This is a genomic window from Bacillus cereus group sp. BceL062, from assembly GCF_051780025.1.
GTDB lineage: Bacteria > Bacillota > Bacilli > Bacillales > Bacillaceae_G > Bacillus_A > Bacillus_A toyonensis.
The window spans coordinates 247980-264332 of sequence record NZ_JBPWGY010000005.1; the positions used below are offsets into that span (position 1 = coordinate 247980).

A 16353-nucleotide genomic window follows, 5' to 3' on the forward strand; every position below is an offset into this window, starting at 1 on the left:
GGGAAATCCCCCACGGATTAAAATTCTACTTATTTTGCTGATGGATCAAATTTCACACCTACATCTTTAGAACCGCCTTCACTTCTTACAAGCTGTATAATTTTGTTCGCTTCTTTTTGTGAATGTTTCGCTGCCTTCACTGTTACTCTAATGTCAGTTCCATCAGCTCTTACAAGGGCATCTTTATATCCTCCTTGAGCTTTAATAACTGTTTCAAGTAAACCTTCTTTTGTTTCCATTGTAGCGATTGCATCCATACCATCTTTCGCCTTACTTCTTTCTTCAGCAGTAGCGTTAGAAGACTTTATTACATTTTGTAATTTTTCTCTTTCAGCACTACGCTTATCTTCCATTTGCATACGTAAAGCTGTGAAATTTTCATCACTCGATTGAACTGATACATTCCCCTCTTTTTTACTTGTTTCTTTTTTAGCATTTTCTTTTTTATCTGTCTCTTTATTTGTTGTCTCTTTATTTGGTGTTTCCTTGCTTGGAGTTTCTTTTGTTGTTTCTTTATTTGGCGTTTCGTTTGTTACTGCTTTGTCAGTACCTTGCTTTTCTTGTCCAATCTTTTCACCTGTTGCCGGCGATGCTGTATTCATTTTGTCAGGAGTTGTTACGTAATACACAGATAGTACAACAACTAAACTTAACATTGTTAATAGCCAAACCGTTTGTTTTTTTAACACTTTATTTCCTCCCTATCAATTTTTCGGTGAAACTGAAACACGATGGGCTGGTACATCTAGCAGCCTTATCACAGCTTCTTTTACCATTGCTTTAACTTGTATATTATCCACTCCTTTTGCTACGACGAGAACACCTCGTACTTTCGGTTTCTCTGTCCGTAAAACAACGGGAGTTTCTTTATCACCTTCACGTATAATGACAGTCTTTTCATCAAGAGACTCGTCCTCTACTTCCCTCTTACCGCCTGTTTTATCTGTTTCACCTGTTGTTTGTGAGCGTTTCACTGTATTTTTTTCTAAAATTTTTTCTTCAGATGAATCTAAATTCACCTTAATCGTTACGTCTTTTACTCCTGCTATTTCTTCTAAAGCAGCTTTTAATTCTTGTTCATACGCTTTTTCATATTTTTCTACATTTGACATACTATCATTACTTTTTTGTCCAAAAGTTGGTACGTCTTTTTCTTGGTTTTGAGTTTTTTGTTCTTTAAATACAGGTACTTCTTCTTTTTTACTTGAAAAGAGACTACTAGAAAACATAAGCAAAATTCCAAGTATGAGTAGGACAAGTAAAAACTTAGGTGTTACCTTTTTCCCCTTCTCGTTGCTTTCTTTTTGATCCCCATTCAATAAGTTTCGAAAAAATGAGAACTTCGAATTTTTATCTTTATTGTCCATTTACTCTACCTGTCCTCCCTTCCATTTGAACTTGGATTTGTTTACCCTCTAGTTGCCACCTGCTTGAAAAGAAATCTTTCATTTCCACATTCGTTTCTTCCACTTTTTTTGGAGGCTCTTTCGTGTTAATTTCAATTGGCTTTACCGTTTCGATTGCATCATTTTTACTGCTTTCTTTTTCTTTCAACGTCACAACAACAGATTGAATATCTTTCGCTGACTTTACTTCTTCTGTATTTTCTGTTGCGACTATTTGTATTTCAGAGACAGTCATACCATACTTTTTCTCAAACTCTTTTCCTACTTCTTTTTTCATTTTGGTAGCCATCTCTTCTAAACTATATGCACGTGTTAGAGCTTGTATTTCTTTTTTCTTCGAATCTATTGAATTTTTTACAGATCCTTCTGCTACGTACTTTTCTTCATTAAAATTTGCAATTACTTCATTTACATCTGTCTGCAATAGTTTAAAAAGAGGCGTTAAAATTAATACAACTAACAAAAGACTTACAACGAATTTAACGTATTTTTGCAAATTTGAATTTGGAAGAATAAGATGAAGCATTGTCGCTAAGAGCAAAAAAACGATAATATTTCTGATCCACTCTGTAACAAATTGCATACTCTTCACCTCCTACCGCATCATAAGTGTAATATTCCCCGCAGCAATAATAATTGTGATACTTAAAAAGAACATAAATGATACGATAGCTAAGCAAGCAAACACGTAAATGATGCTTCGTCCAATGATATCTAAACATTGAATAATTGCTCCTCCGCCAACTGGTTGCAATACTGCTGCTGCGAATTTATAAATAAACGCGATACAGAAAATTTGAATCGCTGGAAAAGCGACAATTAAACATAAAATAACGAGCCCTATGATTCCAACTGTATTTTTTAATAACCCCGACGCACTAATAACAGTATCCGCTGCCTCTGTAAACATCCTTCCAACTACAGGAATAAAGTTCCCTGTTACAAATTTAGCAGTTTTCACAGCTATCCCATCAGCAACCGCTGTCGCTGTTCCTTGTACAGATAATACTCCTAAAAAAATCGTTAAAAAGATCCCGATAATCCCAACGCTAACGTTTTGCAGAAGCTTGGACAATTTCGTAACTTTATATTGATCACTCATCGTACTTACAATACTTAATATCGTTGCAAGTAATAAAAGTGGTAGAACGATGTAATTCATAAGAAGCCCACTCGTATTCATTAAGAAAATGATAATCGGATGAAAAAACGATACAGATACAACACCGCCTCCAGTTGCGATGAGTGCAAGCAAGATTGGTAATAGCGCTAATATGAAATCTACCATTGTTTGTATCGTTTCTCTTGCATATGTCATAACCACATAAAAACTATTTAAAGCAAAAATAATAAGCACCATATATACAACTGCATCGGCAATTTTACTTACACTACTCTTTGAAAAGGCAGATTGCAGTGATTGCAACAATGCACTAAAAATTGTGAGCATAATGAGTGTTCCAAGTAGCTTTCCATTTGCAGCAAGCTCGTGAAACAAATATTTTAATAAACCTAGCATCCATTCTTTTATAGAGAATTCTTTTTCTCCCTTTACAAACTCCATAAAGCTTCCTTTTTGACTCTCTGGTAAATAACCTCCATATTTTGTAACAAGCCCGTCCCAAAATTGCTTCACATCTTCAATTCCGAGCTTATCCAATTGTTGATCAACGACGTTTGTTTCTACAGGAGAAGCTTGTACAACAACCGGTAAAGAAAAGAAAAGGAAGCAAGCAAATAGCAGCTTAGCTCCAAACTTCCTCAACATTCACTCCCCCTTATCCCGTCGGTAAAAATCCGAGAATAGTTTCAATTACGACTGTCAAAATAGGAATTGCCATAACGAGAATTAAGATTTTACCAGCTAGTTCAATTTTCGAAGCGATTGCACCTTGCCCAGCATCTTTTGTAATTTGCGCTCCAAACTCAGCGATATAAGCAATCCCAATAATTTTCAGTAACGTTTCTACATAGACGTTGCTAACTTTCGCTTCACTCGCTACTCTCTCAATCATTTGTAAAATAGAGTGAATTTGATCGATTAAAATAAGAAACATTACGCTACCTACAAAAACAATAAATAACGATGTAATGCTAGATTTATGCTGATTCAAAACAGCTGCTAAAAACGTAGCAACGAGGCCTAATCCGACAATTTGTATAATTTCGATTCGAACCGCCTCCTTTACTGGAAGAGAAAGACACTTTTAATCTTGTCGAACAACGTATTAATTAAAAATGCAACATGGAATAGAATGACGACAAAACCGACAAGGATAACCCAATTTGCAATATCCTCTCGTTTTAATTCTTTTAATACGGTATGAATGAAAGCTAAAACAATGCCGATTCCGGCGATTTGAAATATTAATCCAACATCAATGGACATCGCCTTTCTCCCTCCTATAGCAGTAAAATTACGATAAGTAGCCCCGCTAGTACCCCTAAGCTCTTAATCATTTTTTCATATTGCAGTTGTAACGCTTTCGCTTCTTCTTCCTCTCTCTCTAAATGTGTAATACATAATCGAATATGTTTTTGTTGTGATTCACGATCATGTTGTCCAAGTGTTTCACCAAATTGCTGCAAGATTTCATACTCGGTTTGTTGAAATGCGGTTAACTTCCAATTCTCTTTCAAACTTTCTATCCAAGCTTCCCTTACTGTTTGTTCCCCGTTTTCTAGTTTTTTGGCGAAACTTTGAAATATCCAATTTAATGGCTTGGGCATTTGTTTAACTAATCGTTCGGCGGCTTCAGATAAAGGTGTGTGCCCATACATAATTTCTGCCTCTAATGATTGGAGTGCCGATTTTAATAGTCTAAGTTGCCGCGGCCTCTCACTATATCTTTTTGCGTATGAAAACCCGAAAAAAGTGCTGACCGCAACGATTAACACTGCACCAATTATTTTCACCATACGCCCCCAGCCTTTCGATTCGGTAGTACTGGTTTTCCATATCTATCTTTCACTTGCATAACTGTTCCTGGGCCTCTTGCTTTTGATAACTCCACAAACCTATCAAATATGCCAAGCTCCAGCACTGCCTGTAGCGATGGACGTTTCACAACATCATCATAAGAAAACCCGTGTGCACTTATAAAAAGCTGGACCCCTGCATGCACCGCCTCCATAATTGCTTCACTATCTTCTTTACGTCCAATCTCATCTACGATCAAAACATCTGGACTCATAGAACGTATCATCATCATCATTCCTTCAGCCTTTGGACATGCGTCTAACACATCTACTCGTGTACCAAATTCATACTGAGGGATTCCTTTCACACATCCAGCAATTTCTGACCGCTCATCAACAATCCCCACTTTGCAAGAAGGAATTTCCGACGTACCAACCCCTTGACTCATGCAACGTGCTACATCTCTTAAAAGTGTCGTTTTCCCCGTTTGCGGCGGGCCAATTACCATTGTGTTTAACCATCTTGATTCATACAAATACGGCAAAAGCGGCTCAGCTATTCCTATTTTTTGACGAGCAATACGAATATTAAATGAAGAGACATCACGAATCATTTTCACTGTACTTTTCTCTGTAATGACTTTTCCTGCTAGGCCAATTCTATGTCCTCCTCGAAGTGTCACATACCCACGTTTCAATTCCTCTTCCATCGTATAAATTGAGAATTGACTTAACTTATTCAATAAGTAACTGGCATCTTCTGCTGTAGCGATATAGTCATAAAAAAACACCTCTCCATGCGCAATACACTCTAGCGGTCTTCCAATTCGAACACGAATTTCCTCTAAAGTATTGTATTGCTTACAACTTTCAACTAACTGTTTCATCGTTTTTGGTAAAACCTCTAATACTTCTTTCATAGGCTTCTCCCCACTATACTCGACTTACTATTTCAACAATGCGATAAAAATGCAGCCAATTCCAAGTGCCAGAAAAAAGAGTTTCAAGAAAGAAATTTCGCTCGCTACACTCGCTATGCCTATTGTCATTGTTAAAATTAATACGGTCGGTCCAACAAACGCCAACATACCATTTATAAACAATGCTTTCTTCGCATCATTCACGTAAAGCATAAGCAAAGCGGCGAATATTTCCGCGCTACCCGAAAACAACCGAAGTAACCCCATTACGAGCACGGATGTTTCCATTGCCGCTAGCCACTGTTTCATTCTCCCACCTTCTCCCGTAACGGTTACGAATTCTACATTCTAAAAAAGAATATATTTGTACAACCATATGCAGAGGTTGTCTATTTCAGAAGTAAAAACATAATTTTTCTCTAACACCTTTATTTAAATCTGAATATTTGTGTTATTTAATGGTATATTATGGTATGTTTAATTTAAAAGGGGTATAGGCGATACAGCACGTTACTTTATTACCACTTGATTTACGCTATGCAAATGTGATTTTTGAGCTATCAAGTGAACCACACGTAAAAAATGCATTAGGAATACAGGTAGAAAAAGTCGAAGACACGAAAGCATTTCTTCTTTTTGCAATAGAAGAAGAGCGCCAAAAGAAGTCTTTATCGAGAATGATTGTAAATGCAGAAAATGAAATACTTGGCCTCACCACACTTAAACATATTAATTATGAGAAGAAACAATCTCACATTGGTAGTTGGCTTGGCTATCCATATTGGGGTAAAGGGTATAATGAGGCAGCTAAAAAAGAAATCTTTAAAATCGCTTTTTTAGACTTACAACTTACATACGTATTCACTGGTGCTAAAACGATTAACATTCGCTCGTTAAAAGCACAAGAAAAACTACCTTACATTTCATTGCATGTGAAAAACAGGTTTCCAGGCGAACATGCTGCACTGGAGAAAGAAGTAAAGTCACCTTGCGTACTGCATATCGTATCGCGTAAGAAATTTTTAAATTGGCTGGACGTACAAAATGAGGGGGAAAAATATGAAAGTTTTGAAAATTAGTTTAACAATTGTAGTAGAATTAGCTCTTATTTATCTTTTTTCATTATTGGTCGGTTGGTCATTTATAGAGACCTTTTTCCTTGGCAGTCTAGCAATATTTGCAATTATGTGGTTAATTATTATGAGTAACCATAGAAATAACATTACAGATCACGCAATAAGTAAAACATTAACTGGTGTGGAGACTGGTGAAATAAAACCATTTCAATTCATTTTCACACCATATATAGCGGGTACTCTTTCACTTGTTTTAGTTAGTTTTGTTGTCACCGCGATTTACTATATGCCCTATTTTCTATAAAAAAAGCACTCGTGATAATCACGAGTGCTTTTTTACTATGCACGAGAAACGTATTTACCTTCACCAGTGTTGATGATAAGCATTTCGCCTTCGTTAATGAAGATTGGTACTTGTACAACAAGACCAGTTTCTAATGTAGCTGGTTTTGTTACGTTAGAAGCTGTGTCACCTTTAATACCAGGCTCCGTTTCTGTAACTTTTAATTCAACTGTGTTCGGAAGTTCAACACCAAGTACTTCACCTTGGTATGTCATAATAGATACTTCCATGTTTTCTTTTAGGAATTTTAATTCGCGCTCGATTTGGTTTTCACCAAGTTCGATTTGCTCATAAGTTCCATTATCCATAAATACATGAGCCTCACCGCTCGCGTATAAGTATTGCATACGACGGTTTTCGATGTGTGCTTTTTCTACTTTTTCACCTGCACGGAATGTTTTCTCTTGAACAGAACCTGTGCGAAGGTTACGTAGTTTAGAACGAACGAATGCAGCACCTTTACCTGGCTTTACGTGTTGGAAATCAAGTACTTGCCAAAGGGCATTGTCCACTGAAATTGTTAAACCTGTACGAAAATCGTTTACTGAAATCATGTAAAAAAATCCTCCTGTGTATTACAAAATAATAAGTTCTTTTGGTGATTTCGTAATTACTTCATTACCTTCACTCGTTACAATGATATCATCTTCAATACGTACGCCGCCAATACCTGGAATATAAATACCTGGTTCTACTGTTACAGCCATACCTGGTTCAAGTACTGTATCAGAACGGAACGCTAAACCTGGCGCTTCATGGATTTCAAGGCCGATTCCATGACCAGTAGAGTGTCCAAAGTATTCACCATATCCTTTTTCCGTTATGTAATCACGCGTTAATGCATCTGCCTCGCGGCCTGTTAAACCAGCTTTAATACCGTTTACACCACGTAATTGTGCTTCTAAAACGACATTATAAATTTCTTTTAATTTATCAGATGGTTCACCGACTGCAATTGTACGAGTAATATCAGAACAATACCCTTTGTAATAAGCGCCGAAGTCTAATGTAACGAAATCTCCTGTTTCTATCACTTTTTCAGATGCCACGCCGTGCGGTAATGCCGAACGAAGACCTGAAGCAACGATAATATCAAACGAAGAAGATGTTGCTCCTTGTTTTCTCATGAAAAATTCAAGTTCATTTGACACTTCAATTTCAGATACTCCCGGGCGAATGAATGATAGAATATGCTCAAAGGCAGCATCTGCAATCTGTGCAGCTTCCTTTAATATCTTAATCTCTGAATCAGTCTTTATCAAGCGTAACTTTTCTACAAGCCCAGAAGTCGGGATAAATTCAGCTTCGATCGCCTCATTATGCGTTACGTAAGAGCTATATGTAAGAGTATCCTGCTCAAAGCCAAGCTTTTGAATTCCAAGTTCTTTCACTTGCTTTGCAACTTCATCAATAATTAATCCTGCATGCTGCACGATTTCATATCCAACAGCTTGTTTACTAGCTTGCTCTACATAACGAAAATCCGTAATAAATTGAGCACGCTCTTTTGAAATAAGTACAACACCAGCTGTTCCAGTGAAGTTAGCCATGTATCTACGACTATGTTCATTTGTTAATAAAATACCGTCGATACCAGCCTCAGCAAATGCGCTTCTTAATCTTTCGATTTTCTCCATGACTTTATGCCTCCCTTAATTTCTCCATTAATGCAAATAACGCTAACTTATAGCCATAAAAACCAAATCCAACAATTTGTCCTGCACAAACAGCCGCCGTCACAGATTCGTGACGGAACGATTCACGCTGGTGAATGTTAGAGATATGTACTTCAATAACAGGAATCGAAATGCTCGCAATTGCATCTCGAATTGCATAGCTATAATGCGTAAATGCTCCAGGATTTAAAATGATCCCTTCATATATATCTTCAGCCTCATGAAGACGATCGATAATCGCACCTTCATGATTCGATTGGAAACATTCTAACTCCACTCCCATTGTTTTTGCTTCTTGCTTCATATCTGCTTCAAGTGTCGCTAACGTGCCCTTTCCATATACATTTACCTCACGAACACCGAGGCGATTTAAATTAGGACCGTTTACGAGGAGTAACTTTTTCATATTCTTAAAACTCCTTAATATTAAATATCTATACAACATTTTAACATAGGAGTTACTTATTTGAATAGTTCGTCTTCTCTTCTCCTTCTTGCTCCGCTTTATTACTATTTACTGCGTAAGAAACAGAGTATGCAATAAACACACCATACAATATAAAAATACATATTGTCGTCACAATCGTCTCTTTCGGCAAATTGAACGCACTTTTAATAACAGGTGCCATTAAACCCATTCCGAAAAACAGTAACGCCCACCAAAATAGCCCATAAATAATCCCTGGAATGATTCCTTCAAATTTCGCCAAAAACGCTTTATACAAAAAGGAAATCAAGATTGAAAGAAGTCCCATGCAAACAATTCCTGACAGATTGCCCCATATCCCTTCTTTCCAACTCCCAAACGCAAATGGTAACAGTAAATAATTAGGTCCCGCTTCCGTGAATGAAAATATATGAAGGAAATACCATATTCCTCCCCAAAAAATTCCACCAAACAAACCGATTTGCACATAATTCCTTGTTCCTAATTGTTCTTGACTCACATCAACACCTCCGCTCAATAGTATGCCCGAAACTATTTTGAAGCATGTTTAAATACTGCGAAATTTGTCTATAAAAAGAATATGAAATGTCCGACTCTCGTAACATTTTCTCTTGTCATATACTTGTATTTGTCGATAAAATAAAGGAAACTCGGTGATTGTCTTATTTCAAAACGACAGAACCCAGTATGACAATTGCCTCTTTTTCTACATAAGAGAGAAACAAATACAGGTTGGTGTTAACATGGCAGAAGAGTCAAAACAAATATATGGCGGGCAAGCAGTCATAGAAGGAGTTATGTTTGGCGGTAGAGAATATACTGTTACAGCGGTTCGTCGTAAAGATAAATCGATTGAATTTTATCGATTACCACGCGTTCGTAATAAAGCATTATCTATCCTAAAAAAAATTCCATTTTTACGAGGTATTGCCGCCATTGTGGACGCAAGTGCGAATGGAGCAAAGCATTTAAACTTCGCTTCAGAACGATTTGATGTCCACCCAGAAGATGATGAACAAATTGCAAATAAAAAAGAAGAACAATCAAAATTAACGATGGTATTAGGAGTTGCAGCAGTTGGCGTTTTATCTTTCATATTCGGTAAAGTCATTTTCACAGCAGTTCCTGCACTATTAGCTGAATTAACGAGACCGATTTTCCCATCTCATACAGGGCAAATCATTGTCGAAAGTGTCATTAAGCTCATGCTACTATTGAGCTATATATACTTTATTTCTTTAACCCCACTTATTAAACGGGTATTTCAGTATCACGGTGCAGAGCATAAAGTAATCAATGCTTATGAGAATAATCTTCCTATGACTGTAGAAAACGTCCAAAAGCAAACCCGCCTCCATTATAGATGTGGTAGTAGCTTTATTATATTTACAGTCATTATTGGAATGTTTGTTTATTTCCTCGTTCCTACAGATCCACTTTGGGCACGAGTAATAAACCGAATTTTATTAATTCCAGTCGTTCTCGGCATTTCGTTTGAAGTACTACAATTTACGAATCGATTGCGAGATATTCCTGTATTACATATACTTGGATATCCCGGATTATGGCTGCAACTATTAACAACGAAAGAACCAACAGATGATCAAGTGGAAGTAGCTATTGCATCGTTTGAAGAATTATTACGTTTAGAAAACAAACAATAATTATTTAAAAATGGTGTTCAACTCCTCTCCTCATCGTTAATATACTAATTTTAATATATGTTTTTAGGAGGTGTTCCTTATGAACGGTCGTTCGTTTACTTTCGCTATATTTGTGCTTATAATCGGATTAGCAATATTCGGCCTTGTTTCATCTGTAATTACAAATCCAATGGGTGTATTAAGAAATATCGGGTATATGTTACTTGTTGTCGGTATCTTTTACTTGCTATACAAGATGTTTACTAATTCCAGTGGTTCTGCAAATTCGCAAAGCTCATATAAGCGCGCTGCAAAACAATCGAACCGCAAACATGGGAAACAAAATGTAGCACCCCTAAGCAATTCATTCTTGAAACGAAATACTTCTGATGACAAGGGCAAAAAGGGTAATTCTCCATCGTTGAAACGAAAAAGAAAACAATCTCATTTAACTGTCATTGAAGGTAAAAAGAACAAAAAGAAAGACCGTGCTTCCTTTTAGGAAATACGGTCTTTCTTTATACTTTCAAGCACTTCTTTCAAAGTTTTATCTATCATACTTTCAATTCGAAGGTGATGATTTTCAAATGGTAAATTTCTTGTCACATCATTTGGAACAACGACGCATTTTAATCCTGCCACAACCGCTGCTTTCAATCCATTTAATGAGTCTTCAAATACAACAGCTTCTGATGGTTCAATTCCTAATTCCTCTATTGCAATTCGATAAAGTGCTGGATCTGGTTTTACCTTCTCAACATCTTCTCTCGTTTTAATTACTTCAAAATAATCTCGAATCTGTAGCTCTTCTAAAAAACGAACAACCCATTCTCTAGATGAACTAGAAGCTAATGCGATTTTCAATCCCATTTCTTTCGCTTCTTCTAAATATTCTTTTACCCCATCACGCGCTTCTGGTATTTTCATTTTCTCTTTATGTAAAGTCGTCACCTTTTCTTTTAGTGCACGCTCGTTAAACTTTTCTTTTAATTGTTCCTTTAAATATGTATAAAGTACATCATCTGTCGTTCCAATACATTTCGCAAATTCCTCTAAAGGTAACTCTCCGCCATACTCACGAACAGCATCTCTGAAAGAGTGAAACCATATTGTTTCTGTGTCCACAATTAATCCATCAAAATCAAAAATAATTGCTTTCATAATTCTCCCGTCCTTTTCGATTGAAATAAAAAAGGAAACGCCATCCGTTCCCCTTAATTACTTTTCTCTTCATTTGCTTTTTGAACACCACGAAGTGTTTCTACTCGAACCTCATCTTGTTCAAAGTATTGTACTAAATCACCGATACGGTCAATTGCTTCCCAACTTAAATGATGTTCAATCCCTTCAACATCATTGTAAATCTTGCTTTCATCCAAACCAATAATACGCATAAACTGCTCTAGCAAGTCATGACGATATACGAGACGTTCTCCGATTTTTTTACCTTTTGATGTTAATACAAGCCCTCTATATTTTTCATAAATTAGATATTCATCTTTGTCTAATTTTTGCACCATTTTTGTTACAGAGGATGGATGTACACTAAGCGCTTCAGCAATATCAGATACGCGGGCATAACCCTTTTCATCAATCAACAAATAAATTTGTTCAATATAATCTTCCATACTAGGGGTAGGCATCGGTTTCCTCCATCCAATTTCATTTTGCTTATTCCGAACGAAGCAATCAATAAAATGATACACCAGAAAGAATAACGTGACAAGGTAGAAACGAGCCTAAATCTACAAAAGAGAAAAGAACCCGCATTCAAATACAAGTTCCTTTCATGTGAAATATTGAATTTCTGCGTCAGGAAAAAAGTGGCGAATATATCCTCGAATCGTTTCCTCCAATACTTCTGCATCATCTTTTTTATAGACGTATTTCCCAATACCGTATCTTCCCCATTTATATTTCCGCTTCTCTTCGTCCATTTCAAGTTTCGTATTCGGATAACGCGCTTGAATGACCTTTTTTGCCGGCTTCGTAAAGCGATGCTGAATTAATTCAAACGTTAAATTTGGTATCACCATATCTTTCAAGGCATTGTATAATCTCTCAAACAATTCACGATACCCCTCTTCCCATCCTTCATGCATATAAAGTGGCGCAACTATAAAGCCAAGTGGATAATTAGCCCCTGCCACTTTACGAGCAGCCTCAATTCTCTCTTCGAACGGCGATGTCCCCGGTTCAAAATTTTTAATCACATAACGTGAATTAATGCTAAATCGAAAACGCGTTTTCCCATTATGCTTTGCATCTAATAAATGATCAACGTGCGAATATTTCGTAACGAAACGTAAACGCCCATGCTCACTTTCTCCCATAAATTCGATCGTCCGCTTTAAAGCATGCGTTAAATGATCAATTCCAACGATATCTGATGTACACGCCGCTTCAAACCTTGTTATTTCTGGTGCCCTTTCATCCATATATTGCTGTGCCTTCTCAAATATTTCATCTAGATTCACATACACACGAACGTAAGGTTTACTACCAAGCGTCGTTTGCAAATAACAATAATGGCAATGTCCCATACACCCTGTTGCAAGCGGAATTGCATATTCAGCTGACGGCTTTGACGTATCAAACTTTAATGTCTTCCTCACCCCAACGACAAGCGTTGCCTTTGCATTGCGATACTTTTGCAAATCATTTTCACCTGGCAAATTTCTAATTTGATTATGGGATGTCGTTTCACGAATTTCTAATCCCATCTTCGTAAACTTCTCATACAGCTCTTTTCCAAGTGGATATTCGAGTGCCTTCGGTTCAAAGTAAACAAGTTTTGGCATAAACGGTTTCATATACTTCCCTCCTCTCGTTAGTATGGAGAACACGGAAAAATTAAAACGCATTAAAGTTTTCCACTTCAGTAACTTGCGTTGCAAGTTATTGAATGTTATAATTCGGATAACAGCTACCTTGCAAGGCAAGTTACCTGAATAAAAGGTGGGGAAATCATGCACAGCCAAATGTTAAAAGGTGTACTCGAAGGTTGCATCCTATACATCATTTCGCAAGAAGAAGTGTATGGATATGAGCTGAGTACAAAATTAAATAAATACGGCTTTACATTTGTCAGCGAAGGAAGCATATATCCGTTATTGTTACGTATGCAAAAAGAGAGGCTAATTGAAGGAACATTAAAAGCTTCCTCACTCGGTCCAAAGCGAAAATATTATCATGTAACCGATAAAGGAATAGAACAGCTTGAAGAATTTAAACAAAACTGGGGAATGGTTTCGACAACGGTGAACAACTTATTACAGGGGGAGTGATAGGGATGAATGCGCAAGACATGATTGAATTGAACAACAAAAAACGCGAACTTCTAACATTTGAAAACGAAGCTTCTTATGGCGATATGCTAGTATATCTTCGGTTATCTAACGTACCTGAACAACAAGTAGAAGAGCTATTATTAGAAATATTAGATCATCTCATCGAAGCACAAAGAGAAAATAAAAATGCTTATGATATTTTCGGCAATGACTTACAATCTTATTGTGATGAACTCATATCGGCTTTACCAGCTCAAACAAAGTTAGAAAAAATTTCTTTAATCGGTTTTGTTATTAGCTTACTTCTTGCTATACAGTTTGGAATGGATGCACTTGTTTCGACTTTTATTTTAATCTTCAGGAAAAATATCGAACAATTAAGCCCAGCTTTTAGCATCCCAGGAACCACTTTGTTCGTTTCACTTATTATACTAGGCATACTTTTCATTTTATATTTATTAAAGCGCTATTCCTTTGATCAAAAGATGAATTGGAAAAGAAGGATTCTATTTGGATTTGCATTTGCTACTCCATTTTGTTCAGCTGTATTTTTAAATGTCTATTTTAAAAAACAACCTTATCTCATTTACCACCTAACCTTTTGGCAAAACGCCTTAATTGCTATCTTATTTTTCATTTTATATAAATTACTATACAAAAAATCAAATTTTTAACAGCCTTTCAAAAGGCTGTTTTTCTTCTGTCTAATTTTACAAATTGAAAAATTTCATAAAGAAAATAAGAAAAATGCAAAATAATTAAAGTTAATTGTTGACGTGATGCTTTTATTATCGGTATCATAAATCTTCGTGAGCAATTATTTTTCGTTATACGATTTTTTTATTATTACTGAATTTTTGAGAGGAGAAATTAGATGTCAGTTAAGAAGAAAACGCAAGTACGCACCGGCAAAATGGTACGTGAACTAATGTTAGCAGACGAAGATGTAAATGCTTCGCTAATTATGGTATACAGTGAAAACGGTGTAAACGCAGAAATTAAAATCGAGGGCTTAACGCCGAAATGTAACGAAGAATTATTTTTGAGCGGAAACGTGGATTGGAACAAGAGTGTTATTTATAAAATTGTTGATTTCACTGGAAACGCTGAAGTTGGTAAAGTTACATTATCAGCGATGAACAAAAACAATGTTTCTCTAGAAATAGAACGCGTTATGTGGAGTAAAGAAAATAAAGAGGCTGCTGGTCAAGAAGAAACACCGGTAGAAGCCACACCGAAAAAAGAAGTAGTTGTAGGAGCTCCAAAAGCAGTTACACCTGCTCCTAAACCTATTACGCGTGTAGAAACACCTGCTATGACCCCTAAGCCTACTCCGGTACCGACGCCGAAGCCAGTAAGCGTAGAAGCAGCTGTAGAACTAACTACTCCAGCACCTGTGAAAAAAGTAGTCCCTACTTCAGTTACAAAGCAAGAGACAGTACCGGTTGCTCCAGCAAAACCGAAACAACCTGCTTTGACTGAAACAAATTCAAAACTACAAGAAAATTATGTGAAACTCGTGAAAAAGACAATTGAAGTTTGTCAAGATTACGAGCTTGGCATCGACATAGATGATTCTATTGAAGGCTTAAAAGAAGAACTACAAAGCCAAGGTATAAGCGTTACATTCGACAAAGAAATTATGGACGTTGTAAATCGCCTTCGTTCTTTACAAGATAAAGGAATCAAAGTAGAAAAAGTACTTAATTTACTATAAAAAAATAAGAGATGGCAATTGCCATCTCTTATTTTTTATAATTCCATTCCTTACTTTCATACTTTTCTTTTGCTAACGTTTGAACTTCATGTAACTGTTCTTCTGTTAATTCATATGGCACAAGCTCTATATCCAATCCTTTTTCAAACCCAACCTCGAACGCTTTAATTAACTGTTCGATCGTAAATGTACGGTCTGTCAATTTATTAATTGCTACCGCTTTAGAAGAAAACATACTTTTCATACGTTCTTTCACACGTTCATTTGGGAATAAAAATAGGTCGTATAGTTCGTCTAAATCTATTTCTAACGGAATCGATCCGTGCTGTAAAATAACACCTTTTTGACGTGTTTGAGCACTACCTGCGATTTTTCTTCCTTCAACTACAATTTCATACCAAGATGGCGCATCAAAACATACTCCTGAACGCGGATTTTTTAAATTCTCACGATCCGCCTCTGTTTTCGGAACTGCATAATACGCTTCTAATCCTAATGCCTTAAAACCGTCCAATAAGCCTTGCGAAATAACGCGGTATGCTTCCGTAACTGTTTTTGGCATATTTGGATGATCTTCAGACACAATAACACTGTACGTTAATTCTTTGTCATGTAGTACACCCCTGCCGCCTGTTTGACGACGAACGAACCCATATTTCTTTTCGTTAACTACATCCATATTTATATCTTTTTCAACACGCTGGAAATACCCGACTGTTAATGTTGGTACTTCCCATTCATAAAAACGAATTGTTGGTTGCATCTTCTTTTCACTTTGCCAATTTAATAAACATTCGTCTAACGCCATATTAAACGCTGGTGAACATTGACCAGAGTTAATATAACACCATTTTTCTTTTCCCATCCTACACCTCATATAACCAATTATTTTTCACATTCTCTAGTCTACCAAAT

24 protein-coding genes are annotated in these 16353 nt (G+C 36.5%); 7 read left to right on the forward strand and 17 right to left on the reverse strand.

Annotated elements, in window-relative coordinates:
- Positions 1–29: 29 nt before the first annotated feature.
- From ACS2MN_RS14535 to ACS2MN_RS14575, 9 genes are read right to left on the reverse strand one after another with little or no spacing between them, the layout of a single operon-like run.
- The gene (locus ACS2MN_RS14535; protein ID WP_000914719.1) at positions 30–689 is read right to left on the reverse strand and encodes a SpoIIIAH-like family protein; all 660 of its coding nucleotides are present in this window, start codon (positions 687–689) and stop codon (positions 30–32) included.
- A gap of 15 nt (positions 690–704) precedes the next feature.
- Positions 705–1367, reverse strand: a complete 663-nt coding sequence (spoIIIAG, locus tag ACS2MN_RS14540; protein ID WP_000368888.1) for a stage III sporulation protein AG — start codon at positions 1365–1367, stop codon at positions 705–707.
- Entirely contained in the window at positions 1357–1989 is a 633-nt protein-coding gene (gene spoIIIAF / locus ACS2MN_RS14545; RefSeq protein ID WP_001161041.1) for a stage III sporulation protein AF, read from the reverse strand. The genes spoIIIAG and spoIIIAF overlap by 11 nt, the downstream gene beginning before the upstream one ends.
- Before the next feature lie 12 nt (positions 1990–2001).
- On the reverse strand, positions 2002–3174 hold the full coding sequence (spoIIIAE, locus tag ACS2MN_RS14550; RefSeq protein WP_000944633.1) for a stage III sporulation protein AE: 1173 nt from the start codon (positions 3172–3174) through the stop codon (positions 2002–2004).
- 10 nt (positions 3175–3184) lie between these two features.
- Positions 3185–3568 carry a stage III sporulation protein AD gene (gene spoIIIAD, locus ACS2MN_RS14555; protein WP_077393170.1) on the reverse strand — a complete coding sequence of 128 codons (384 nt, stop codon included), beginning with the start codon at positions 3566–3568 and terminating at the stop codon, positions 3185–3187.
- A gap of 23 nt (positions 3569–3591) precedes the next feature.
- Positions 3592–3795, reverse strand: coding sequence for a stage III sporulation protein AC (spoIIIAC, locus tag ACS2MN_RS14560; protein WP_000020914.1), 204 nt, complete (start codon positions 3793–3795; stop codon positions 3592–3594).
- A gap of 14 nt (positions 3796–3809) precedes the next feature.
- Positions 3810–4325 carry a stage III sporulation protein SpoIIIAB gene (gene spoIIIAB, locus ACS2MN_RS14565; RefSeq protein ID WP_015000953.1) on the reverse strand — a complete coding sequence of 172 codons (516 nt, stop codon included), beginning with the start codon at positions 4323–4325 and terminating at the stop codon, positions 3810–3812.
- Positions 4319–5245 (reverse strand): stage III sporulation protein AA, encoded by a 927-nt coding sequence (gene spoIIIAA, locus ACS2MN_RS14570; protein WP_087949758.1) that lies wholly within the window; start codon positions 5243–5245, stop codon positions 4319–4321. The genes spoIIIAB and spoIIIAA overlap by 7 nt, the downstream gene beginning before the upstream one ends.
- Positions 5246–5272: 27 nt before the next feature.
- Complete coding sequence (locus tag ACS2MN_RS14575) at positions 5273–5554, reverse strand: YqhV family protein (protein WP_000816054.1); 282 nt, start codon at positions 5552–5554, stop codon at positions 5273–5275.
- Positions 5555–5745: 191 nt separating this feature from the next.
- On the opposite strand from ACS2MN_RS14575, the gene ACS2MN_RS14580 reads away from it, so the two are divergent.
- On the forward strand, positions 5746–6324 hold the full coding sequence (locus tag ACS2MN_RS14580) for a GNAT family N-acetyltransferase (RefSeq protein ID WP_087949760.1): 579 nt from the start codon (positions 5746–5748) through the stop codon (positions 6322–6324).
- The gene (locus ACS2MN_RS14585; RefSeq protein WP_000866179.1) at positions 6305–6625 is read left to right on the forward strand and encodes a hypothetical protein; all 321 of its coding nucleotides are present in this window, start codon (positions 6305–6307) and stop codon (positions 6623–6625) included. Before ACS2MN_RS14580 ends, ACS2MN_RS14585 begins: the two co-directional genes overlap by 20 nt.
- A 35-nt stretch (positions 6626–6660) precedes the next feature.
- Here ACS2MN_RS14585 and efp read toward each other — a convergent pair whose 3' ends face one another.
- The 4 genes from efp to ACS2MN_RS14605 are packed head-to-tail and all read right to left on the reverse strand — an operon-like array spanning position 6661 to position 9287.
- Entirely contained in the window at positions 6661–7218 is a 558-nt protein-coding gene (gene efp, locus ACS2MN_RS14590; protein WP_000626519.1) for an elongation factor P, read from the reverse strand.
- Between the two features lie 21 nt (positions 7219–7239).
- A complete protein-coding gene (gene pepQ, locus ACS2MN_RS14595; protein WP_000411034.1) occupies positions 7240–8301 on the reverse strand; it encodes a Xaa-Pro dipeptidase in 1062 nt (353 codons plus the stop codon).
- Positions 8302–8305: 4 nt separating this feature from the next.
- Complete coding sequence (gene aroQ, locus ACS2MN_RS14600; protein ID WP_000735144.1) at positions 8306–8746, reverse strand: type II 3-dehydroquinate dehydratase; 441 nt, start codon at positions 8744–8746, stop codon at positions 8306–8308.
- 52 nt (positions 8747–8798) lie between these two features.
- On the reverse strand, positions 8799–9287 hold the full coding sequence (locus tag ACS2MN_RS14605; RefSeq protein WP_000076902.1) for a YqhR family membrane protein: 489 nt from the start codon (positions 9285–9287) through the stop codon (positions 8799–8801).
- A gap of 244 nt (positions 9288–9531) precedes the next feature.
- Between ACS2MN_RS14605 and ACS2MN_RS14610 the strand changes: the two genes are divergently transcribed.
- Both ACS2MN_RS14610 and ACS2MN_RS14615 read left to right on the forward strand, forming a co-directional pair.
- The gene (locus ACS2MN_RS14610) at positions 9532–10452 is read left to right on the forward strand and encodes a DUF1385 domain-containing protein (RefSeq protein ID WP_198130245.1); all 921 of its coding nucleotides are present in this window, start codon (positions 9532–9534) and stop codon (positions 10450–10452) included.
- A gap of 79 nt (positions 10453–10531) precedes the next feature.
- On the forward strand, positions 10532–10933 hold the full coding sequence (locus tag ACS2MN_RS14615) for an SA1362 family protein (RefSeq protein WP_001014465.1): 402 nt from the start codon (positions 10532–10534) through the stop codon (positions 10931–10933).
- Here the strand turns inward: ACS2MN_RS14615 and ACS2MN_RS14620 are convergent.
- From ACS2MN_RS14620 to splB, 3 genes are all read right to left on the reverse strand, one after another.
- Positions 10930–11592, reverse strand: a complete 663-nt coding sequence (locus tag ACS2MN_RS14620) for an HAD family hydrolase (RefSeq protein WP_142344977.1) — start codon at positions 11590–11592, stop codon at positions 10930–10932. The two genes, ACS2MN_RS14615 and ACS2MN_RS14620, sit on opposite strands and share 4 nt — an antisense overlap.
- 53 nt (positions 11593–11645) lie before the next feature.
- Positions 11646–12074, reverse strand: a complete 429-nt coding sequence (gene mntR / locus ACS2MN_RS14625; protein WP_001143071.1) for a transcriptional regulator MntR — start codon at positions 12072–12074, stop codon at positions 11646–11648.
- A 144-nt stretch (positions 12075–12218) separates the two neighbouring features.
- On the reverse strand, positions 12219–13244 hold the full coding sequence (gene splB, locus ACS2MN_RS14630) for a spore photoproduct lyase (RefSeq protein ID WP_000802126.1): 1026 nt from the start codon (positions 13242–13244) through the stop codon (positions 12219–12221).
- A gap of 156 nt (positions 13245–13400) precedes the next feature.
- On the opposite strand from splB, the gene ACS2MN_RS14635 reads away from it, so the two are divergent.
- The 3 genes from ACS2MN_RS14635 (at position 13401) to ACS2MN_RS14645 (ending at position 15438) form a co-directional block, all read left to right on the forward strand.
- Positions 13401–13718: a PadR family transcriptional regulator gene (locus ACS2MN_RS14635; protein ID WP_087949762.1), complete on the forward strand. Its 318-nt coding sequence runs from the start codon at positions 13401–13403 to the stop codon at positions 13716–13718.
- Between the two features lie 5 nt (positions 13719–13723).
- Complete coding sequence (locus tag ACS2MN_RS14640; protein ID WP_142285934.1) at positions 13724–14395, forward strand: DUF1129 family protein; 672 nt, start codon at positions 13724–13726, stop codon at positions 14393–14395.
- 200 nt (positions 14396–14595) lie between these two features.
- Positions 14596–15438 (forward strand): hypothetical protein, encoded by an 843-nt coding sequence (locus tag ACS2MN_RS14645; RefSeq protein ID WP_346994717.1) that lies wholly within the window; start codon positions 14596–14598, stop codon positions 15436–15438.
- A gap of 28 nt (positions 15439–15466) precedes the next feature.
- Here ACS2MN_RS14645 and ACS2MN_RS14650 read toward each other — a convergent pair whose 3' ends face one another.
- Complete coding sequence (locus ACS2MN_RS14650) at positions 15467–16303, reverse strand: lipoate--protein ligase family protein (protein WP_000514090.1); 837 nt, start codon at positions 16301–16303, stop codon at positions 15467–15469.
- Positions 16304–16353 lie beyond the last annotated feature (50 nt).